The following is a 21,423-nucleotide window of genomic DNA, read 5'->3' on the forward strand; positions in this document are numbered from 1 at the left end:
TCTTGTTATCTTGTTATCTTGTTATCTTGTTATCTTGTTATCTTGTTCAGGGTGGTAACACCTTTTATATCGAGGCAACAACTTCGCGATAGTGAAAATTTGCGGATGGCCTCAGTCCTATACATAAGGGGATATACATGAATTCAAATACTACAATCGCCTTACATTTTTCGCTTGCATTACTATTTACGTTGCTATCAGTGGCTGGTAGCAACCATGATTTAGCAGGAGTTGTATCTCAATTATTCCTTATTTTCATGGCTGCATTTTTTTTCTTTAGGGCAATGAGGGCCTTTCTGAACATAATTAATGTGATTGAAAGCTGTAAAAAGTGAGGCTGGATAAGCCCCCATTAAGCTTGGACTGTTTCCCACACAAGAACTACTTTAGGTCGAAACCTGGGGTATTACCCATAGTTGACCTATGTAGATTGGTTTGGGGTTAACTTTTTTATCAACGCAACAGCTTCAGCTTCCGGCATAGCAAACTGCACCCGGTGCCGTGCCGCGACATCGAGCGCAAACACCTTCGTATAGACCTCCGTGGAACTGATCGATTTGTGGCCCATCAGGCTCTGCAAAACCTTCAGAGGTATGCCGGCGTACAGCATATGCATCGCGTAGGAGTGACGGAACGTATGGGGGGTAACCGGTACTGAGAACGTCACCCCGTCGGCCGCTGCGGCCTCCACCGCTTCGCTAAGCCAGGTGCGCACGGTACGGTCTGTGATCTCCCAGATACGTGCCTTCTCCATTCTGCCGGTGCGCTTGTTTCGTCTTTCCAGCGGAATTTTCAGGGTGGCCACCATCATCTGCAGCTGGCTGACATAGTGGTGATCGGAAAGGGGAACCAGACGATGGACCTGACTGCCTGCGGGGGCACGACCTGCCGTCCTGGCCGCTTTCTCGGTGCGCTGCTTGAGCGTGGCCAGCTGCACGAACGGATACGGCGGCACCAGCGAAAAATCCCCCCGGGTCAGCGCGAGCGCTTCATTAATGCGCGCGCCGGTGTTCCACAGCGTCGCCAGCAGCATCTTGCGGTGAAGATCCGGCACGTAATGGAGCAGGGCGCTGACTTCCGGCGCCAGCAGGTATTTCGGCAGTTCATCCTGCACGAGCGCCATCTGGCGCAGGGCGAGGGCGGCAGGGTAATCGATGGCCACCGGGAGCAATGTTCCGGGAGATGCCGGAGATCCAACTGGAACCAGGTTATTCATAATTTCTGTTAATTTTTTTCTTTGCCGAGAATTTTCTTCGTAATATTACCGGAGTCAGGATGACTAACCAGCCAGCGACGGCCAGCCAGAAAACAGACGAAGTCACAAACAAAACTACCCCGTCAATGACGGTAGACACGATATTTTCGGGCACAGGTTTCACTCCTCTTCAGTGGGTGGCTATGGAACGGGAACATTCATGACACCAACATCCAGTAGATAAAGCACAGAAAACCCATCCCCCATCCCCAGAACAGGATCTGGCCGCGGTATTTATCCCGCAGGTTAAAAAAGGGATGTGCCTGCAGGTCAACGAGCTCCTCACTTTGCGAGGCAAGCTCCCTTTCCAGCTCCAGGATTCTTTTCTGCGACTGAGCACACAGGGTAGCCAGCCGGATGACCCCGGTTGCCCGTTGCGCCACCTCCAGGTCTGAATCCCCGCTCTGCGGCAGAGACAGTTTTTCTGCCCGCAGCGGCAGGGCGTCACATTTCTCGTCCGGGAGCTGGCCCTCTTTCCTGTGCAACAGATGATAAAATGGACGATTCTTAAGTGAAGTAATTAACTGTTTTTGCGACCGTTTTTTGCCTTCGAGCTGCACGATTTTTTCCTGCAGCCCGCGATAACAGTCTTCCAGCCGGCGTACCGCGGATACCAGGGGCTCCACCCGGAGCGTTGAGCACCTGCCCCGTGGCAACTGCAGTTCGTCTGCCCGCAGCGGCATTGAGCTGGTTTCCCCCGCCGGGAACCGGAAACCCATTGCGTGCCACAGCCTGTCCCTCCGGATCTTGTTTTCTTCGTTTTCTTCATCAACCCGGGAAATTTCAATCGGCAAAACCAGGGTTGCTGGCGGAAGGCCTCTGGCCCAGAGAACAAACTGCTGCGTGATCCAGCTACCCAGGCCGAGTCCCTGCAGGCGGCGTTCCAGTCTGAACTCATCTGTAAACAGATGCAGGGCCTTCTGTTGAGGCCAGTAGATTGCAGTGAAAGTCTGAGTCTTCGTCAGTTCGGTATCGGCAAGGTACAGTGTCATTATGCAGGAGACCCGGTACAATCCGTCGGGAAAATGGTCAGAAGTTGGCCCCCACGATTCCTCCCTGCTCAGAATAACGACCAGATTTTCCTCCTGGCGGGTACTGTTATTTGTAATGATCTCCGGCAATGTCACGAGCCACATTGTTTTGTCGTCACCAGTCCGGGTAACACAGTCGGTCATGTTTTTTTCCCTAACAGTGAAGTGAACAATACACTTTAAAGACCTTATTGATGAGGCAGGCTTTCCACGGCGGAGCGCTGTGTTCAGACTGCGGCAGATGGTAGTCACCCGTGAGCACCCAGAAATCAGGCTGGCCTGATTGTTCTGCCACCATTCTGCCGTTTCGTTTGAGAATTTTTGGAGATCGCCATTTCTGACGCCTGCGGGCTGTCTCGATGGGGCTGTCCTCATTAAGGCCAGAATAAAGCCACAGCTCCTGGTGGCCATATACATCCTCAAGCTCCCGGACCACATCGTTAAATGAGCTAAATGTTGGTGTACCCATACCTCGCCTCAAAAATAGTATCCGGTTCAATAGTCATTCTTGCCAAACAGCTGAGGCAGTTCATCAAACAACATCACATGGCGGGTGCGCTTTCCCTTGAAAATGCGCCTCATCACTGGCGTGAAATCCGCAGGCTCCCAGCCATAGGGCCACGTATAGAAGATTCCGGCTTTCAGCGTGTTATCTGGTCGTTCAGGGCCAGCGACGATACGTCTTACCTCCGCGCTCAGGGCCTCACCGCGCAGGCCGTACTGTCCCAGGTAACGACGCAGCCGCGTTCTCGGCATCCGCGGATCGGATTTCACGTAAGCATTAATATCCATATGCTGCGTGGCGGTGATGATATTCATGCCGTACTTGCGCATGGTGCTGAAAGCGGTGGCCATCACGTCTGTCTCTGGTTCGCCATCAGTTCTGTTCATCTGGTTTCCTTTTACTGACTTAAGGGTGTTTGTGTGAACCGTTCGTTTAAGCTGACCCCGCGAAAGCCTGCAGGGCATCCGCTCCGGAGGGCAGTTCATGCTGAGGGTTAAGCTCTGCGGCAATGCTTCGTTTTGACATCCTCGATGTCTTTCAGGGCGGGGAGGCTGTCAAATTCCCCAGAACATCAGGTTTATCGCATTTTTGATGTCATTTTCCCGGTGGCTGAGATCGGCCACTTCCTCCCCGGTGACGGAGGACGTGACGCTGGCCATGTCCGTGGTCATCAGGCGGTAGCTTTCATCCCCGATGTGCACCACCGGATAGAGTTCACGGGAAACCTTATCCGACAGCAGCCGGGCGCTGGCCAGCGGGATCACCATCCGTCGCCCGGGGGTATCGATGATGTCACTCTGCACATCCACGAACAGACGATAGCGGCTCTCTCTTTTATAGGCATAAACCTTAAACTGCATCTCACCAGTCCCTGTTTTCGTCGGCGAATGAACCGTTCATCTCAATAAAGCGGGCAACCTCGGCCATCCCTTCCTGATTTTCAGCCTGCCAGCGTTCGGAACGCAGACGACGGGCCTCATTCTGCATGGCCCTGTTCACCAGGGCGGAGATATTGACGTCTGCGGATTTCAGTAACTGATAACTGTCGCTGTCTATGGTGACAGTGATGCGCTGCTTCATAATGCACTCCGGAATACATACTGATGATATGCATATCAGTATAGCGTAAGGATGCAGCTGACTCACGCCCGCCTGAAACATACTGTTATGTCGCCATTCATTTCACACCGTGAAATTCACATACACAATAATCACCAGAGAGATAACAAGCAGCCATACAGCCACGCCGTTAAATTACCGGACGGCCGTTCCGGTTGGATCCGACTTTTCGCACTTTATGAAGTTTCCGGAAGTGTACCACGGTCAGGGAATAAGCAAAGCGGCGTTTTCCGGTGGTGAGCAGGCGGTCGCGGGGCAGGGGAGGGACACAACATATAGCGTTACAACCAGCTGATAACACCGCTAGATATTGTGTTTCCGGGCCGCTGCGCCCCGGCGGGGCTGAAGCAGATCCGGAACTGGTATTTTTCGGATCTGCGGTGGAGAAATGAGAAAACAGGATATGCACAGCATATCCATATGCCGCGCATCTGCATAGTGCAGACATATGCATATGCCAATCATCTGCATATGTGACACCTATACAAACCAATCCGGGAGGCATATACTGCACATATGCACTCACACATCATGCATGATCAGTTGGAGGAACATCCATGCGCACAGTTTCGATATTTAAAAACGGCAATAACCGCGCCATTCGGCTGCCCCGGGACCTGGATTTTGACGGCGTCAGCGAGCTGGAGATCGTCCGGGAAGGGGACAGCATCATTCTGCGTCCCGTCCGGCCGACCTGGGGCTCGTTCGCGCAGCTGGACAGGGCCGATCCGGACTTTATGGCGGAGCGTGAGGATGTGGTCAGCGATGAAGGACGCTTTGAGCCATGAAGAAAACCTGGATGCTCGACACTAACATCTGCTCGTTCATCATGCGCGAGCAGCCGGAATCCGTCCTGAAGCGCCTGGAGCAGGCGGTGCTGCGCGGTGACCGCATTGTGGTCTCGGCCGTGACGTATGCCGAGATGCGCTTCGGCGCCACCGGCCCGAAGGCCTCGCCGCGCCATATTCAGCTGGTCGACGCGTTCTGCGCGCGCCTCGATGCCATCCTGCCCTGGGACCGGGCCGCGGTGGACGCCACGACGGACATCCGGGTGGCGCTGCGCCTCGCCGGGACGCCGATCGGCCCGAACGACACGGCCATTGCCGGGCACGCTATCGCGGCCGGCGCCATCCTGGTGACGAATAATACAAGAGAGTTTGAGCGGGTGCCGGGTCTGGTGCTGGAAGACTGGGTGAAGTAAGCCGCTCTTCGCAGGGTAATTTCTTGAATTACCCTGCAGGTTATTTCGGCGTGCCGGTTATTATGCCCTTAAGAGTGTAAAGCATGTCAAACTGGGCATAAGGCTCCCCTGTTTCCGCTGCGTGTCGGAGTTTTGCGTCCAGAAGGTCGGGCAGAGCGATACCGTGACTGAGTGAATGGTAAAGATCATAACCACTGACACAGATCACCCGTTTTCCTTTCACGAAGGCTGTCAGACCTTCATCAGTAAACCCCATCCAACTGATGAACACGCCCCGGGCCCACTTCGCCTTGGTGCTGAGTTTTCCTTCGAATACGTGCAAATCTGCCGCTGGCGTTCTGTTCTGATGCCACTTAGCTTCCAACAGGTAAAAGTCATCATTCAGCCGGAAGCTGCCGTCAATCTGCTCGCCCGTGTTACGGAATGACGAGCGGGGGGCAAGCTTAAAGATACTGAAAAGTTCTGCAAGCCATGCTTCAAAACGGAAACCCCGCGGATGTGGCGACAGGGATTTCATCTCGTTCATTTCGGCTATCAGTGAAGGCCAGTCGACACCGTGCCATGCCTGCACAGGCCTGTCGCCTTTGGCTGTATCAGCGTCCGTATTTTTCAGCCGTGAAATCAGTGCAAGCCAGTCATTTCGGCTTTGTTCGGCCTGCTCAGGCATGGTCTCCATTTTATACCGCCACAGGGTATCAAGAACCCGCAGGGCTGTCTCACGATCCACCTGTTTCAGCAAACATCTTACCCGTTTAGCTTTTGAGGTTCCTTCTTCCTTATAACATTCATCATCAATATCAATGTTCAGCTCTTCATCAAAAAAAGCCGACAGCGTACGGTTGGAGAAATCGAGTATCCAGCCCGGATCGCTTTCAAAGACGAGATTAAACAGTCTCAGGTCCTGTATTTTCAGTTTCATGCCAGCCTCCTGTTTTTACAGAGTATAACGGGATGTCAATTCAGGAGGTACTGAGTCAATGCCATGCGTCAATTTGGGTGGTTCCGATTTTTGGGGTTTCAGGATGTCACGAGCCCGGGAGAGGTTTAATGCGTAATTAGAGATAAATACTAAATATATTTGCTTTTTAAGCATTAATGCACTTGGCGCAATATTGTCAGTATATTTTTGCTTAAATTAAAAAAGTTAAGCGCTGGCAAAAAAAACCAGCGAAGCGCTGAAATAGCTCAATGACGGTATACTTCCCACATAAAAATGACGCATGAGTTATTCTCAGAATATTTCATGCGGGATGGCTGGTCCCGCGAAACACTTCCTGTTACATCATAACAGGTTGGTCACAGGAACTGATCAAGCAGAGAACACCAGACCAGAGAGAGTACCTCAGTTCATTAGCGATGGGACAGAAATAGTAACCAGATAAAAAACAGAACGGCAAAACACCATACTCCCTTTAATATCCAGCGATGATACCGGAAAGCTTGTTTCTCTCTGGCATCTGCTTCATGAATTGCGGTTTCTGGATTTTTTTTCATACGTCATCTCCGATCATTTATTATAGTATATATCAACAATTATAAATGTTCATCACCAGTAATGGAACTCCGGAGGATAGTAAGGAATGTTCAGGCAGGAAGCGTTACAACACCGTAATTCTGTATGGAAAGCAAAAGCAATATTGCTGCCAGGTATCCCCTTATGGTGTATCGTTTTAAGCTGCTTCGTCTTTATAACTTTTTTTATCGTTTTCATCATTTCTGGCAGTTATACCAGGCGTATTAATGTGTCCGCGGAAGTGACCACCTGGCCCCGTCCAATTGTTATATCAACCAGTCAACAAGGGTATGTAGTCAGATCATATGTGAAGGAAGGGCAGAAAATTAGAAAAGGGGACCGTCTTTATGAGCTGGATACAAGTAAAACAACCCGATCCGGCGTTGTCAGTGATAACGAATTTAACGAAATAACTTCTCAGTTACATGGAATTGATGAGATCATCCGAAACCTGGAAAAGGGGAGAGACGAAACACTGCAGTCAATTAAAGATCAGAGAAATAAATATAAGGAAGCATACGATATCTCGTCTTCGATTGTACGAACTGCAGAGCAGGGACTACAAAAAATGGAAAACAACATGAGAAATTATGAACAGTACCGGAAAAATGGATTAATTAACAACGATCAGCTAAAAAACCAAATGTCGCTCTACTATCAGCAAGAAAATTCAGTCTTGTCCATTAAAAACCAGAATATACAAAATGCATTGCAAATAAAAAATCTTGAGAGAGAAGTTCAGATACAGACTTCAGAATATGACAGCAGAATATATCAGATGAAATTGCAGCGCAATGAACTTAAAAAAGAATTAATAAAATCAGGGCTAAATAGTAGCATTATAATAAGATCACCGTCAGATGGCATAATCGATACATTGAATGTATCTCAGGGTCAGATTGTTAATGCAGGTGATACTCTGTCGCAGATAATACCGGAGAGAGATAGAAAACTATACTTAATTTTATGGATACCTGATATGGCCGTTCCGTATATAAAAAAAGGTGACCACGTCAGAATCCGTTATGACGCTTTTGCATATGAAAAGTTTGGACAATTTAATGGCATCATTCATTCAATATCTAAGTCTCCTTCTTCGCAACAAGAAATGTTAAGCTATCACTTATTAGATAATATAAAGTTATTCTCTGGCCATGCTTATTACCGGGTCATGGTCACACCTGAAAATGATAGGATATATTATAACAAGGAAGAAATACATCTGGAGAATGGGATGAGAGCAGAATTAACATTATTCCTGGAAAATCGAAAGATATACCAATGGATGATATCACCACTCTATGATGTAGTAAAAAGTGCTCAGGGTAATATTCATGAAAAGTGAAGTTGTCAGTGTATTAAAAAACAAACTTGATTTAGGTTTGAAATCACGTTTTCCTATGATCCATCAAACGGAGTCTTCGGAATGTGGATTGGCATGCCTGGCAATGATATGTGGTTATTATGGAAAGAATATTGATATCTTTACGCTAAGACAAAAATTCAATCTTTCGAGCAGAGGAACTGATTTAGCAAGTTTAAATGATATTGCTGTTAAGATGCATATGTCTACGAGAGCTGTGTCCGTAGAGCTGGATGAGTTACATTCAGTGAAGCTTCCTTGCATATTACACTGGGATTTTAATCATTTTGTTGTATTAACAAAAATTAAGAATGGAAAATTCACAATTCATGACCCATCAGTCGGGATTGTGAAGGTTGCTAAGAGTGAACTCTCAAAAAAATTCACAGGTATTATTCTGGAAATATGGCCTGACAACAATTTTTTAAAAGAAAACGTAAAAAATAAAATCAGCCTTAGAGCCATGCTTGAAAATACCCATGGTTTATACAGTGCACTGACGAAAATATTTTTCCTGTCTATCATTATTGAAAGTATAAACTTAGTGATGCCTGTTGCAACCCAACTGGTCATGGATCATGCCATACCGGCAAATGACTCCGGTCTATTAACATTAATTTGTTTCGGCCTTGTTTTCTTTGTGGCACTCAGAACCATTACTGGTCTTATTCGCTCATGGACAGTACTGATTATGTCATCATTTATTAATGCCCAATGGCAAAAGGGATTACTGCAGCATTTACTAAAATTGCCTCTAGAGTATTTTGAACGCCGAAAATTTGGTGATATACAGAGCCGATTTGGTTCCCTGAACACCCTTCAGGAGACGTTTACAACCAGTATTGTCGGTGCAATAATTGACTCCATTATGATCATCGGATTATTGATTATGTTGGTACTCTATGGCGGGTGGCTTACCTGGTTTGTTATCCTTTTTACCTGTCTATATGTATTTATCCGGGTACTAACCTACAACAGATATCGTCAGTTATCTGAAGAGTCCTTAATAAAGGATGCAAGAGCTAATTCCTTCTTTATGGAGACACTTTATGGTATTGCCACTGTAAAGGTACAGGGGCTGAATAAACGGAGAGAGGAAAACTGGTTTAATCTTGAAGTTGACTCGATTAATACCGGAATAAAAGTATCCAGATTAAACCTGTTCTTTGGAGGCATTAATACACTGATTGCGACGATGGAGCAGATACTCATCCTCTGGCTTGGAGCCAGTTTAGTGATATCGGGAAATATGACAATTGGCATGTTTGTTGCTTTTAGTTCCTATCGAGGTCAGTTTTCTGATCGAATTGCATCATTTATAGATTTTTTACTCAGACTTCAGATCATGAGCCTTCATAACGAAAGGGTTTCGGATATAGCACTTACTGAAGTTTCCCCATTTAAAGATGATATTCCGGTAAAAAATGACATGTGCCCTGTCTCACTGTCGGCAAAGAATATCAGTTATAAATATGATAGTTATGCATCATATACTCTAAGACATCTAAATATAGAGATACAACCTGGTGAGCATGTAGCAATTACAGGTGCTTCCGGGACAGGGAAAACGACGCTATTGAAGGTACTGTGCGGATTATTCCCGGCAAGTGAAGGAAATATACTTGTAGATGGTATTGACATAAAAGAATTGGGTATTAACAACTATCAAAAATTAATCGCCTGCGTTTTACAGGATGACAGGCTTTTCTCCGGAACATTAAGGGATAATATCTGTTCCTTTTCTACTCAAATTGATGATAACTGGCTGATTGAGTGTGCCAGATTTGCACAGATACACGATGATATAGAAAGAATGCCGATGGGTTATGATACATTAATCGGAGAGCTGGGTGAAGGTTTATCAGGTGGACAAAAACAGCGTATTTTTATCGCAAGGGCAATTTATAAAAAACCATCCATTCTCTTCATGGATGAAGCAACCAGTTCTCTGGATAATACAAATGAACAATACATCAACGATGCGATAAAATCGCTGAATATCACACGCATTGTGATCGCGCACAGAAAATCCACTATTAACTCAGCTGATCGCATCATCACTTTACAGGAAAATTTATAATGCCACGACTTTTCAATTTAAAATATAAAGAACTGTTTGTGTGTTTAGGATTTATTTTTATTGCCTTTGCTTATCCGTGGATATTTCAGACATACCTGATTAACACAGGTATTGTTGGTATTGATATGGTTATCCCCTTAATGTCTTCAGCGATATTGATAACAATCACTCCAGTTTATTTTCAATTTTATAAACACACAAAGGGTTACGGTCTTGGCGAACGGCGTATTGATTTATTTATTGTGTTTATGTCTTTGATTTTATCAGTTCAATTTATGATGTTTCGTTATCAGTCGTCATATATACAGTCCCCTCCCTTGGATATCAATATCATTCTAGTTATAAATATCATTGCTGTAGTAATATTAGCACCTTTGTATGAGGAAATAATATTCAGAGGTGTTGTTTATGGATTTTTTAAAAATACATTGATGTGTAGCACAATGACTTCCGTAGTTTTAACCTCACTGATATTTTTATCCCTTCACTGGTATTATGATATATTAAGCTTGTTTATCCTGTTTTTTATCTCGGTGATCCTGACATATGCGAGAGTGCTGAGTTACGGAATATTACTTCCTTTTATACTTCACTCATTAATGAATGGCTTTGTTTTATTCTTGCGATTTCAATGACCATTCCGGGGTGCTATAGTTTTCTATCGTTATAACAGCGACCGGAAAAATTATAACTGGCACAGAGCTCTATACTTACCACCCTGTGCCTTTTATTTCAGCTACGATTATTTACAGGTGCCGCCCACTCCTGAACCACAATTACTTCCGGAGGATTTACCGCTACCACCGCCATTTCCATTTCCGTGAGAAAAACAGCCTCCTGCAAGCGCACCACCAACCAGACCCGTCCCCAGACCCAAAACGCCGCCAGGAGCACCGGCAATCATGCCGCCAATAATACCATTATTGCAGTTTACATCTTGCCCCAGATTATTGTAATACCCGGTGTTACCTTTGTTATTACTTCCGGTATTTTTATTACTTTTTCCCATATTGGCATCCCGCACATCACCGAAGTGACCAGCGCCTGAAACCCTCTTCATTTCATCAAACGATAAAGTTTTCATAAAAACTCCTTTTACAGTGTGTGGACATTCATTTTGGTATAGATCTTTTGTAAAAAAAACGTCAAGTATTTTAAACCTGTTAATATTCAGGGGGAGGGAAGATTAATCCTGTATGGCAGGCAATAATAATCTTTCTGTGAATGGATATATTATCCGAAAATCAGTTAGTTACTCCGGTAAGCAATGTTAAGGTTCAATCCCGCATGTGAAACCGAGCAGCGACAGGCATCTGAAACCGCAGACAGAGTCGGTCCGGTTCACAGGGAAGTGACATGGTCCAGGGCTCGAAAAACCCCTGTATAGCACACGCGTAGAACCCTAGTTGAAGCTGAAACCTGGTGAAGAACTGGGCTGGTATAACTGGAAAAAAGCCGTTTCCGCCACCATGCAGCCGCTGATGCACTGCCTTGAGGTGACGCTGCGTAACGCCATCGATTACAGTATTCGCCATGCCCGGTTGCCCGGCGCTGCCGGACACTGGCGAACCGATACCAACTGGATTTTTGATTTACCCCGCTATATCGGTGAAAAGACCTGGATACGCCAGAACAAGCGCTACAAAACCGATGCCCGTGGCCAGAAGCTCATGCATCACGGGAAACCGGTTTATGACCGGACAGCCTGGGAGGAAGACTGTATCCGTAAGGTGTCAAAACGTATCCGTGCTGCGGGCAAGGCGCCGACGGCAGAGCGGGTGATCTCCGGACTGGACTTTGGTTTCTGGACCAATTTTCTGACGAAAAACTACGATGAACCGCGGAACCGCTCGCTCCTGTGGCCCCAGTTGCTTCCGTCGGTGTTCCCCGGGTACCCCCCGTCACGTGCTGGAAAAGAAATTTACCCGTATCCGTGACTTGCCTAACCGCCTGGCGCACCATGAAGCAGTCTGGAAATTCCAGGAGGAAGATCCGGTTACCGGTGCGCCGGATTACAACCGCCCGGTATATGGTCTTCAGGCGTCCCTGCAGCTGTTGCGTCGGGCATGGAAAGACATGCTGGAGGCTCTCAGCTGGCTCAGTCCTGCAAGGCATGCTGCGTTTCTGGCAGAAGGCCATCACCTGCGTTTCGAGGCACTGGCCACGCACGACGGTTTGCTGAGTTTCACCGGACGGGCACAGCTGATGCACGACCTGAACGTGCGGCGCAGTAAAGAGATCAGAAAATTATTGCGGGGGCTCGGACAGCAAAAAATCATCCGCCTGACCAGCCGTACCCGGATCATTGGCATTATTGGTCCCGATTTTATCCGTACCCTCTGAGGAGCCCCCTCCTTTGTGGAAGGGGACTCCTCACAAAACCGTCAAGGCTGAACGACTTCCGGGTTCAGATACCATCTTCAGCAAGAGGTGAGGCAGTCCTACCTTCTTGCTGCATATTCTGGCATGCATTGCTGTCGTAAATCCATTTTTCACACGCGCCGATATATTACACTCTGAAGATTAAGTCTCACTAAACCGATTGGCGAAGCACACGTTTTTCAGCCCTTAGCCACAGTTCACCGGCACCAGGTACGAAGAATGGGACATTGTGCGTTCCGCCGCCAGAGCCGTGGGCTGATACCCAGGTCGTTACTTCTGGGCTACTACCAAAAGCGGCGCCTGCCTCTACGCCTTCATGAATCCTTTGAGGATCTTCCTGGATAGTGAAAGCATGCTTTAAGCTTGGGTGATTATTATAATCTTCAATATTATCAATAGGTAAAACGGAAATAAGTAACGTGTGTGAACCACATTCCGAGTGACTACACGGAAAACTGACCCAGAAATCGGGAGACCAGTCACCAACACATACAGGATTCACATGCCATTCCCAGCCAGCAAGGTCGAAAAATGCGGCCCAGCGTGCTTCCAACGCAGTTTTGAACTGCAACCCTTTGTAAATTGCACCCATTATTGAGACTCCTGTTTCTCAGGATAGTTGATAGTCGCGCATCCACTGAACCGTAAGTTGCTTATTAATGGCCGGAACATCATCTGGCTCAGCCAGAAAGTAAAAATGAGGGGATCCAGACCGCTTCAGTACTTGATAACGATGGGACCCACCGCCGAAATGAAATCCGCCATCTTCGTGCAAACTTAACAAGACAGGCGAGATAGGCCATCCTTTTGCGATATGAAGTATGGCCATCCCCAGCTTCCGGGGTTCAAGCCTCGTCCAGAGACTGGAATCTGTCAGTCGAAAGAAGGAATTAATAAGAGGTTCAAAATCAGCAAAAGAGGCTTTCCCCAGCACCAGAGAACTGAGATCAATTTGTTCACAGTCAGCAGGCTGCAATACCCATGTACCCGGAAGGTCAATCGTATGTTTGCGCCCCGGAACAGACAGATCCCAGTTAATTTCTGTCTGTCCTGCCGTTGGCCATCTGTCCGGACACAACCCCTCCAGGGCATCAATCTCATCATCTGAAATCCGGTACAATTCTTCCTTGGAATCACCTTTAAACAATGAACTCAACGCTTCAACCCACATATCGCGAGCGACTTCGTTCTGGTTATCTTTCATTGCCATGTTCTCATATTCAAAGAGGACCACATTATGCACCTTTGCCCGCTCAGGAGCCTAATACATGAATACGTTAATCACCTCCAATACCGGGCTTCCGAATTAGCTTTTTTCGGATCTGACCGGGAAAAGAGAGAATACAACATAGGTTCAACATATCCATATGCCGGGCATCTGCATAGGTGTGGCATACGCATATACTTACCATCTGCATATGCTATGACTATACATATGCTTTGCATCTGCATATACTGAACATAGTCATACAGGCCGGTCGGCCAGGAGGAAATGATGAGAACTGTATCCATTTTTAAAAACGGCAATAACCGCGCCATTCGTCTGCCCCGCGATCTGGATTTTGAGGGAGTGAGCGAGCTGGAGATCGTCCGGGAAGGGGACAGCATTATTTTGCGTCCCGTCCGGCCGACCTGGGGCTCGTTCGCGCAGTTCGAGAAGGCAGACCCGGACTTTATGGCGGAGCGCGAGGACGTTGTCAGCGACGAAGGACGATTTAACCTGTGAACAAGACCTATATGCTCGACACCTGTATCTGCTCGTTCATCATGCGCGAGCAGCCGGAAGCCGTCCTGAAGCGCCTGGAGCAGGCGGTGCTGCGCGGCCAGCGCATCGTTGTCTCGGCCATCACTTATTCTGAAATGCGCTTCGGGGCCACCGGCCCGAAGGCCTCCCCGCGCCACGTCGAGCTGGTCGACGCGTTCTGCGCCCGCCTCGATGCCATCCTGCCCTGGGATCGCGCTGCGGTGGACGCCACCACGGAGATTAAGGTGGCGCTGCGAATGGCCGGGACGCCGATCGGCCCGAACGACACGGCCATTGCCGGGCACGCCATCGCCGCCGGTGCCGTGCTGGTGACGAATAATACGCGGGAATTTGAGCGGGTACCGGGTCTTGTGCTGGAAGACTGGGTAAGATAACGCTGTAAAACAAAACAGGCGGTCTGGCGCAGCCGGACACTCTTTCAGTCAGCGGTATATAAAGGAATAAAAGATGCCTCTGATCACGCGGCTTATGCTGCAAAACTTTAAAAAGTTTCCGGAACTGGACCTGCGCTTCACTCATGACCGTAACATTCTGGTCGGGGACAATGAGTCCGGGAAAAGCACGATTCTGCTGGCCCTTGACCTTGTGCTGAGTGACAGCCGGCACCGGGTCGAGGCATTGGGTGTGGAATCGCTCCTGTCCCAGTCAGCAGTAAGGCAGTTTCAGGAAGGTGAGCGCCGCGCCGATCAGTTACCCGTGCTGACAGCTGACGTTTTCCTGAGTAATGGGGGAGATCCTGACCTGAACGGCAGGCAAAATCTGGCGGGTATCAATGCGGATGGTCTCAGAATGCGTATTGCACCAATGACGGAGGAATACGGCCAGGATATTCACAATGTACTACAGCAGGATCCCGATAATTTTCCCTATGAATACTATTCCGTGCGGTTCAGCACCTTCTCCGGTGGTCATTTCGCCAGCTTCAGACGCTATCTGCGCCATCTGCTCTTAGACAGTGCACGCATCGATAACGAGCACGCCGCACAGGAATATACGCGCACAGTTTACAGCGTCAATGTGCCGGTGGCCGATCGGTACCGGCTTGAAAACAGTTACCGGCAACAGAAAATGCACTTCTGCACCCGGCATCTGTCAGCCATAAACGACACGCTGGAAACGTATCAGTTTGGCGTGCGTTCCGGTGCTAAATCAGGGCTTGAGGCGAATCTGGACATTACCGAGGACGGTATTTCCATTCGTCACCGTGGAAAAGGAAGGCAGTGCTTCATCAAAACGGAGTTTGCGCTGCAGCGGCATCAGCAGCAGGGAGAGCTCCACGTACTGTTGCTTGAGGAGCCGGAAAATCATCTCAGCCATGTCAGTATGAAGAGGCTGGTTAATCAGCTTGCCACTGAACGGCAGACGCAGGTGTTTATTGCCACACACAGCAGCCATATCTCCTCCCGCCTCGATCTGCGTAAGGCAATCCTCCTCGGGTCTGCCCGGCCGGTACTGATGAATGAACTTTCCGCTGAGACTGCCGCCTTCTTCATGAAAGCACCGGATAATAACGTACTGGAATTTGCGCTGGCCAGACGTGTGCTGCTCGTGGAGGGGGATGCTGAGTTTATTCTGATCGAGGCCTTTTATCGCCGCCTGTATGGCAGGGCACCGGAGGAAGACGGAGTTCACATCATCGCTATCGGCGGAACGAGTTTCCGTCGTTATCTTGAACTGGCCCGTCTTCTGGAAAATCGCGTCGCGGCCCTTCGTGATAATGACGGCAACTATCAGCAAAACTGCGATGAACGCTATGCTGACGTGATTTGTTCCCGCTCCCGGGTATTTGCTGATCGCGATAACACCCGATCCACATTTGAAATCAGCCTGTATCAGGATAACGCTGATCTGTGTGATACGCTTTTCCTCGGACCCCGCCGGACACTCACGGTGCAGGAATACATGCTGGCCAATAAGGCAGAAGCAGCATTCCGGCTGTTACAGCTGCACGCCGGAGAGCTGACCGTACCTGATTATATTCAGGAGGCACTGGGCTTTGTTGAATAAATCAGATTTCGGGTAAGTCTCCCCCGTAGCGGGTTGTGTTTTCAGGCAATACGCACGCTTTCAGGCATACCTGCTTTCGTCATTTTGTTCAGCGCTCGTACCAGGGCCATAGCCTCCGCAACCTGACCATCGTAGTCACGCAGCGTCAGTGAACCCCCGAACAGCTGTTTTACCCGGTACATCGCCGTTTCCGCTATCGAGCGACGGTTGTAATCTGTTGTCCATTTCCACCGCGCATTACTCCCGGTCATTCGCTGATTAGCCACTGCACGGTTACGGTCTGCATATTCACCGGGCCAGTAACCCGCACCTTTTCGGGGAGGGATAAGCGCGCTGATTTTCTTACGCCGCAGTTCATCGTGACAGAGCCGGGTGTCGTAAGCGCCGTCTGCCGATGCTGCCCTGATTTTTCTGTGAGTCTGCCGGATAAGACCCGGGAAGGCTTCTGAGTCCGTGACGTTATTCAGCGACAGGTCTGCACAGACAACTTCATGTGTGTTGCTGTCAACAGCAAGATGCAACTTTCGCCAGATACGACGGCGCTCTTTGCCGTGCTTTCTGACTTTCCATTCGCCTTCACCAAAGACCTTCAGCCCGGTGGAATCAATCACCAGGTGTGCGATTTCACCCCGGGTGGACGTTTTGAAACTGACATTAACCGACTTTGCCCGCTTACTGACACTGGTGTAATCCGGGCAGCGCAACGGAACGTTCATCAGGGCAAAAATGGAATCAATAAAACCCTGCGCAGCCCGCAGGGTCAGCCGGAATACGCGTTTAATCACCAGAACGGTGGTGATGGCGAGATCAGAATAGCGCTGGGGCCTTCCTCGTGATGAAGGCGTTGCCGACTCATACCAGGCCTGAATCGCCTCATCATCCAGCCAGAAAGTGAGGGAGCCACGGTTGATGAGAGCTTTGTTGTAGGTGGACCAGTTGGTGATTCTGAACTTTTGCTTTGCCACGGAATGGTCTGTGTTGTCGGGAGGATACGTGATCTGATCCTTCAACTCAGCAAAAGTTCGATTTATTCAACAAAGCCGAGGCACTGGCATGGATAAGAGAGTGATATTTGCGGTTGCCGGCTCGGGCAAGACCACGCTGCTGATACGACGGTTGAGTGAGGACAGGAGGACGCTGCTCCTGACCTTCACCGTGAATAATGAAGCGCATCTGCGGGCACAGATTATCAGACGTTTTGGCTTTATCCCGGAAGGGATCAGGGTGATGACCTGGTTTGAGTTTCTGCACGGTTTTTGCTTCCGGCCTTTCCTGCAGGAGCAGCTGGCATCGCGTGGCCTGAGCTTCGACCAGCCCCCACCCAGAATACCGCGCACGAATGCCCGGCATTATCAGGATCCCGCCGGACGGCTGTATCACCGGAGGCTCGCACATTTACTGACAGCCCGGGGGTTGCTGCCGGATATCCGTATCCGGCTTGCCCGTTACTATGATGAACTGCTTGTCGATGAAGTCCAGGACTTTGCCGGACATGACTTTAATTTTCTGCTGGAGCTCTGCCGCGCGGAAATCACTGTGCTCTGTTGCGGCGATTTTTATCAGCATACCTTTGATACAAGCCATGACGGCAACGTTAATTCAACGCTGCACGACGACATCACGCGATATGAGGCCCGCTTCGACGCAGCAGGTTTCGCGGTTGACCGGGACACGCTCAACCGGACATGGCGTTGCTCAGCTTCAGTGTGCGAGTTTATCACCGGGCAACTGAACATCCGTATCGCTGCCCATGGGATACATGCCTCCCTGATTGAAACGATCGCAGATACAGAGCGCTCAGCCACCCTGCACGCCGATAATACGGTGATTAAGCTCTTCTATCGTGAACATCACCGTTACGGCTGCTATTCCATGAACTGGGGCGCCAGTAAAGGGCTCGATCACTTTCAGGATGTCTGCATTGTGATGGGATCCTCCCACTGGAAGCTTCTGACCCGTCAGGAACTGGCAACCCTTCCACCGTCGTCCCGTAACAGGCTGTACGTGGCATGCTCACGGGCGCGCGGCAACATTTATTTTGTTCCCGAAACTCATCTGCGCCGATTCCGAAACTGAGTTACCGACTTCTCAGTCGGGCACAAATCAGTAAAAAGCGAGGGTCATCGACGGGAATACCGGCTGGACAGGTGCGGTTCCGGTTCTCGCTTTCCGGAACCTGGCTAACAATATGTAACATTATCATTAAATACAATTATGCCAGTTATTTTTATTCGCAAAATGCTAATAATGTGGCATACACGCCAGTATGAAAACATTGTTAACTTTTTAAGTTCTGAATGGTATGTCGCTTGTGCAGTTAAAAGTGCAGATCATTGAAAGTATTGTACGGTTTTGTTGACCGGAGACTGTTTCATCGTCGCGGATAATGAGCAGAATTATCTGTCCACTATATCTGGGGCAGGCTGAAAACATGGAATGGTTGGTTATGGATGCTGAGATCCTGTCATTTATGAAACAATTTCATTTGTGGTACTGTAAAAATAGTTTTTCTGATTTACCTGAGCTGTGAATATGGCATACTGCAGATGTTACCCGGCCGCACTCATGCCGGGTAACGAACTGTGTATTGTGATGATTTTTTATTACAGGGGGATGATCGTGATCAATAAGATTTGCCAGGTAATTGACGGGGAGTACGTCTGCGACATTGATATCAGTGTGGAAGAATGGAAAGCTCTGTTAATGAATGAAAAGGTTTTTGACTCTAAAAGTATTGAGGCGTTAAAAAAATGGTATATTGAACCAAATCATTCCTGCACATGTTTCGATATAGGCAAAAAGTACGAACAGCACAGTATGAGTGCTAATGGCGTTATTAACGGGCTCGGTGGTAGAGTTCAAAAAGAGCTTGGCAGATTTGAAGTTAAAGGGATCGGCAATATAGCACCTGGCACAAAATTCATTACAGTCATGAAGAGTAAAGAAACCGGTGAAAAACCAAAAAGATACTTATGGACTATTCGTGATGAACTTGTTCAGGCAATTAAAGAACTGGATTTTTTTGGGTCGAAAGAAATAACCACCAATGAGTATTACTCAGACGATGAGTTGATCAACGCCATGGAGGCGAATAATACATTTGATGTCGCGCAGACATTTGAATATACAGGGGAAGCTAAACCAAAGAAACATGCAACAGAAGTAAAAAATAGCGTCTCGTACCCAAGAAGTAAAGGGGTTTCAAAAAATGCACTGAACAAAGCAGGTTACAGATGTGAAGTCGATGGCGAACACCCAACCTTCAGAAGGCGTAACTCTCCCCTGAATTATACTGAACCTCATCACATTGTACCTATGTCCAGGCAGGATGACTTTAACACTTCGCTTGACGTCGAAGAAAATATAATATCGCTGTGTTGCAATTGCCATAAGCAAATTCACCTCGGACAGGGATATGAAGAAATGCTTGAGAAAATATATAATGAGAGAAAGGAGTTGTTAAAACAGGTAGCTATCGATATATCTCTGGAGGATTTGATTCGCTATTATAAAGGACAGAACAGGTGAATGTTATTCAATAGTAATGCTTTTACCTTACTTACAGAGAATGTCATTATTTCCTGGCAGTTACCGATTTGGCGCGTAAAAATACAAAACCCGAAATTAATCGGGTTTGAATTATTTAACGATTAACAGACTCCTGTGTCCAGGAATGATGTAAAACCACGCTTATCGTGACATTTCTGCAAATTTTACTTTTGAGTATCAAGCCATTTATTCATCTGCTCAATTTCACCTTTTTGAGCTTTAATGATGTCCTGCGCGAGCTTTCTCATTTCGGGATCTTTTCCGTATTTTAGCTCAGTCTCAGCCATTGCTATTGCCCCTTCATGGTGTGCTACCATGCCTTTCGCAAAAGCCTTGTCGGGATCGGATTCATTTACAGCAGTCATCATTTTGTCATGCATGTCTTTCATGCCAGCCATATATTCCTGTGACGAAGCTGAGGTAGACATATCAGTCATTTTCATTTCTGAATGTTCTGCTGAAATCGCTGGCAGGGATAACATTAATACTGCAAATAAAGTGTTTCTGGCTTTCATAAAAAATATCCTTTTAGCGTTGATACCCGTTAACTGTAGCAGAATCTGATAAAAATGCCCCCTGTAGGGGGCAAAGATGTTGCAATATATCCGGTTACGGAAAAATCTATCAAGGAAATCAGGACTGCAAAGATACTACCATCGCCGTCAGCCTGCATTGAGCATACGACGATGCGCTTCGGCCATGGCCTGATGTGGGCCGGACTGACCGTTATTCATAAATTCATGGGCAACTGCAGCTCTTTCATGCTCATTCATTGCCGCGAATGACTTTGACGGCCCGGTAGGGGAAACGGTCTGACTTCCCATCATCCTCTGATGACTTTCCACCATTTTCTGGTGCGCATCCGCCGACCCGTTCGTCATGGTTTCATGGGCAATAATGGCCTGTTCATGCTGGCCCATACCGGTCATACGAGGAGCAGTCCCCTGGATCCCGACAGGAGCCGCAGCAGACTGCATCTGGTGAGCAGGAGCCTGTGCATTGTTGACGCGATCATGGATATTCACGGTTTCAGTGGCCCAGGCCGATGAAATTAAACCAAAGCCCAGCAAAGATGCTAATACGATATTTTTCATGATAACTCTCCATTTCTGAATTAGTGATGTCCGGGGAAGTACAACCGGTGTTTTCAGTTCCATAACTGAAACAAGTTCGGCAGCGTTTATTTCTCCGGAAGAGGGCTGGATATTCATTTCCTGGCGTACTCTGACGCCGGGTATTGATGAAGCAATCCAGCCTTCCTGATAAGTTGCACTAATTATATCGAATGGCTTCTGTTTGCTGCATGACAGGCTAATGACATCTTTGTCATTTACATCTTTATTTTCAGCATTGGGTTTCCGGGATCATTTTCTCCAGTCTGGGCACGGATAAGATAAAACGCGTGGAGCGTACGTCTGATTCCACCTGCACTCTTCCGTGATGTGCTTCCACGATTGACTTCACAATCGCAAGGCCGATGCCGCTGCCTTCTCCTTTTCGTTGTCTGGATGGATCCACCCGATAAAAACGGTCAAACAGCCTTGATAAATGTTCTTCAGGGATCGGTTTCCCCGGATTTTCAATCACAAGGTCAAAAAAGCTCTCCTGCTCTCTTATTGAGACGGGCTTTGTTGAATAAATCAGATTTCGGGT

Annotated in this window: 25 protein-coding genes and 2 pseudogenes; 12 read left to right on the plus strand and 15 right to left on the minus strand. The window is 48.0% G+C overall.

Features of this window, described 5'->3' with window-relative positions:
- Positions 1–421: 421 nt before the first annotated feature.
- The 6 genes from C2U53_RS01250 to ccdA all read right to left on the minus strand — a co-directional run bounded on the left by C2U53_RS01250 (position 422) and on the right by ccdA (position 3,871).
- Complete coding sequence (locus C2U53_RS01250) at positions 422–1,216, minus strand: site-specific integrase (RefSeq protein WP_004197635.1); 795 nt, start codon at positions 1,214–1,216, stop codon at positions 422–424.
- Between the two features lie 197 nt (positions 1,217–1,413).
- Complete coding sequence (locus C2U53_RS01255; RefSeq protein WP_017899884.1) at positions 1,414–2,430, minus strand: hypothetical protein; 1,017 nt, start codon at positions 2,428–2,430, stop codon at positions 1,414–1,416.
- A gap of 10 nt (positions 2,431–2,440) precedes the next feature.
- Complete coding sequence (locus C2U53_RS01260; protein ID WP_053389906.1) at positions 2,441–2,755, minus strand: hypothetical protein; 315 nt, start codon at positions 2,753–2,755, stop codon at positions 2,441–2,443.
- A gap of 26 nt (positions 2,756–2,781) precedes the next feature.
- Complete coding sequence (locus C2U53_RS01265; RefSeq protein WP_017899885.1) at positions 2,782–3,177, minus strand: hypothetical protein; 396 nt, start codon at positions 3,175–3,177, stop codon at positions 2,782–2,784.
- Between the two features lie 168 nt (positions 3,178–3,345).
- Positions 3,346–3,651, minus strand: a complete 306-nt coding sequence (gene ccdB, locus C2U53_RS01270) for a type II toxin-antitoxin system toxin CcdB (protein ID WP_013023785.1) — start codon at positions 3,649–3,651, stop codon at positions 3,346–3,348.
- A 1-nt stretch (position 3,652) separates the two neighbouring features.
- The gene (gene ccdA / locus C2U53_RS01275) at positions 3,653–3,871 is read right to left on the minus strand and encodes a type II toxin-antitoxin system antitoxin CcdA (protein WP_001568025.1); all 219 of its coding nucleotides are present in this window, start codon (positions 3,869–3,871) and stop codon (positions 3,653–3,655) included.
- A 596-nt stretch (positions 3,872–4,467) separates the two neighbouring features.
- Between ccdA and vapB (C2U53_RS01290) the strand changes: the two genes are divergently transcribed.
- Together vapB (C2U53_RS01290) and C2U53_RS01295 are read left to right on the plus strand one after the other, a co-directional pair.
- Entirely contained in the window at positions 4,468–4,698 is a 231-nt protein-coding gene (gene vapB / locus C2U53_RS01290; RefSeq protein WP_001261276.1) for a type II toxin-antitoxin system VapB family antitoxin, read from the plus strand.
- A complete protein-coding gene (locus C2U53_RS01295) occupies positions 4,695–5,111 on the plus strand; it encodes a type II toxin-antitoxin system VapC family toxin (RefSeq protein WP_020804312.1) in 417 nt (138 codons plus the stop codon). The genes vapB (C2U53_RS01290) and C2U53_RS01295 overlap by 4 nt, the downstream gene beginning before the upstream one ends.
- A gap of 40 nt (positions 5,112–5,151) precedes the next feature.
- On the opposite strand, the gene C2U53_RS01300 is transcribed toward C2U53_RS01295, so the two are convergent.
- Positions 5,152–6,030: a restriction endonuclease gene (locus C2U53_RS01300; protein ID WP_032427228.1), complete on the minus strand. Its 879-nt coding sequence runs from the start codon at positions 6,028–6,030 to the stop codon at positions 5,152–5,154.
- Positions 6,031–6,691: 661 nt separating this feature from the next.
- Here C2U53_RS01300 and C2U53_RS01305 point away from each other — a divergent pair.
- From C2U53_RS01305 to C2U53_RS01315, 3 genes are read left to right on the plus strand one after another with little or no spacing between them, the layout of a single operon-like run.
- Entirely contained in the window at positions 6,692–7,969 is a 1,278-nt protein-coding gene (locus C2U53_RS01305) for an HlyD family secretion protein (protein WP_103214963.1), read from the plus strand.
- Positions 7,959–10,067 carry a peptidase domain-containing ABC transporter gene (locus C2U53_RS01310; protein WP_032427226.1) on the plus strand — a complete coding sequence of 703 codons (2,109 nt, stop codon included), beginning with the start codon at positions 7,959–7,961 and terminating at the stop codon, positions 10,065–10,067. The genes C2U53_RS01305 and C2U53_RS01310 overlap by 11 nt, the downstream gene beginning before the upstream one ends.
- The gene (locus tag C2U53_RS01315) at positions 10,067–10,702 is read left to right on the plus strand and encodes a CPBP family intramembrane glutamic endopeptidase (protein WP_009309912.1); all 636 of its coding nucleotides are present in this window, start codon (positions 10,067–10,069) and stop codon (positions 10,700–10,702) included. Before C2U53_RS01310 ends, C2U53_RS01315 begins: the two co-directional genes overlap by 1 nt.
- Before the next feature lie 107 nt (positions 10,703–10,809).
- Here C2U53_RS01315 and C2U53_RS01320 read toward each other — a convergent pair whose 3' ends face one another.
- Entirely contained in the window at positions 10,810–11,151 is a 342-nt protein-coding gene (locus tag C2U53_RS01320; protein WP_071844672.1) for a hypothetical protein, read from the minus strand.
- Positions 11,152–11,473: 322 nt separating this feature from the next.
- On the opposite strand from C2U53_RS01320, the gene C2U53_RS30175 reads away from it, so the two are divergent.
- Entirely contained in the window at positions 11,474–12,004 is a 531-nt protein-coding gene (locus C2U53_RS30175; RefSeq protein ID WP_223174905.1) for a hypothetical protein, read from the plus strand.
- Positions 11,973–12,410: a hypothetical protein gene (locus C2U53_RS30180; RefSeq protein ID WP_009309910.1), complete on the plus strand. Its 438-nt coding sequence runs from the start codon at positions 11,973–11,975 to the stop codon at positions 12,408–12,410. Before C2U53_RS30175 ends, C2U53_RS30180 begins: the two co-directional genes overlap by 32 nt.
- A gap of 190 nt (positions 12,411–12,600) precedes the next feature.
- On the opposite strand, the gene C2U53_RS01330 is transcribed toward C2U53_RS30180, so the two are convergent.
- The 3 genes and pseudogenes from C2U53_RS01330 to C2U53_RS01340 form a co-directional block, all read right to left on the minus strand.
- On the minus strand, positions 12,601–13,041 hold the full coding sequence (locus C2U53_RS01330) for a hypothetical protein (RefSeq protein ID WP_047057603.1): 441 nt from the start codon (positions 13,039–13,041) through the stop codon (positions 12,601–12,603).
- 18 nt (positions 13,042–13,059) lie between these two features.
- Positions 13,060–13,683, minus strand: coding sequence for a hypothetical protein (locus C2U53_RS01335; RefSeq protein WP_223345396.1), 624 nt, complete (start codon positions 13,681–13,683; stop codon positions 13,060–13,062).
- A gap of 68 nt (positions 13,684–13,751) precedes the next feature.
- A pseudogene (locus C2U53_RS01340) lies at positions 13,752–13,988 on the minus strand (hypothetical protein); the annotation flags it as partial.
- Here C2U53_RS01340 and vapB (C2U53_RS01345) point away from each other — a divergent pair.
- The 3 genes from vapB (C2U53_RS01345) (at position 13,945) to C2U53_RS01355 (ending at position 16,221) form a co-directional block, all read left to right on the plus strand.
- A complete protein-coding gene (gene vapB / locus C2U53_RS01345; protein WP_001261282.1) occupies positions 13,945–14,175 on the plus strand; it encodes a type II toxin-antitoxin system VapB family antitoxin in 231 nt (76 codons plus the stop codon). The pseudogene C2U53_RS01340 and the gene vapB (C2U53_RS01345) overlap by 44 nt on opposite strands.
- A complete protein-coding gene (locus C2U53_RS01350; RefSeq protein ID WP_001044770.1) occupies positions 14,172–14,588 on the plus strand; it encodes a type II toxin-antitoxin system VapC family toxin in 417 nt (138 codons plus the stop codon). The genes vapB (C2U53_RS01345) and C2U53_RS01350 overlap by 4 nt, the downstream gene beginning before the upstream one ends.
- A 73-nt stretch (positions 14,589–14,661) precedes the next feature.
- Complete coding sequence (locus C2U53_RS01355) at positions 14,662–16,221, plus strand: ATP-dependent endonuclease (protein WP_103215780.1); 1,560 nt, start codon at positions 14,662–14,664, stop codon at positions 16,219–16,221.
- A gap of 41 nt (positions 16,222–16,262) precedes the next feature.
- On the opposite strand, the gene C2U53_RS01360 is transcribed toward C2U53_RS01355, so the two are convergent.
- Positions 16,263–17,231 (minus strand): IS5 family transposase, encoded by a 969-nt coding sequence (locus C2U53_RS01360; RefSeq protein ID WP_072269234.1) that lies wholly within the window; start codon positions 17,229–17,231, stop codon positions 16,263–16,265.
- Positions 17,232–17,274: 43 nt separating this feature from the next.
- Between C2U53_RS01360 and C2U53_RS01365 the strand changes: the two genes are divergently transcribed.
- A complete protein-coding gene (locus C2U53_RS01365) occupies positions 17,275–18,297 on the plus strand; it encodes a helicase UvrD (protein WP_000361404.1) in 1,023 nt (340 codons plus the stop codon).
- Between the two features lie 543 nt (positions 18,298–18,840).
- Positions 18,841–19,749, plus strand: coding sequence for an HNH endonuclease (locus C2U53_RS01370; RefSeq protein WP_032425603.1), 909 nt, complete (start codon positions 18,841–18,843; stop codon positions 19,747–19,749).
- A 185-nt stretch (positions 19,750–19,934) separates the two neighbouring features.
- Here C2U53_RS01370 and C2U53_RS01375 read toward each other — a convergent pair whose 3' ends face one another.
- From C2U53_RS01375 to C2U53_RS01385, 3 genes and pseudogenes are all read right to left on the minus strand, one after another.
- A complete protein-coding gene (locus C2U53_RS01375) occupies positions 19,935–20,285 on the minus strand; it encodes a DUF305 domain-containing protein (RefSeq protein ID WP_004187110.1) in 351 nt (116 codons plus the stop codon).
- Between the two features lie 147 nt (positions 20,286–20,432).
- Positions 20,433–20,864 carry a silver-binding protein SilE gene (gene silE, locus C2U53_RS01380; RefSeq protein WP_020803533.1) on the minus strand — a complete coding sequence of 144 codons (432 nt, stop codon included), beginning with the start codon at positions 20,862–20,864 and terminating at the stop codon, positions 20,433–20,435.
- A gap of 250 nt (positions 20,865–21,114) precedes the next feature.
- Positions 21,115–21,393 (minus strand): annotated as a pseudogene (locus C2U53_RS01385) (ATP-binding protein); the annotation flags it as partial.
- Positions 21,394–21,423 lie beyond the last annotated feature (30 nt).

This window comes from Citrobacter sp. CFNIH10 (genome assembly GCF_002934585.1).
In the GTDB taxonomy this organism is placed as follows: Bacteria; Pseudomonadota; Gammaproteobacteria; order Enterobacterales; family Enterobacteriaceae; genus Citrobacter_A; species Citrobacter_A amalonaticus.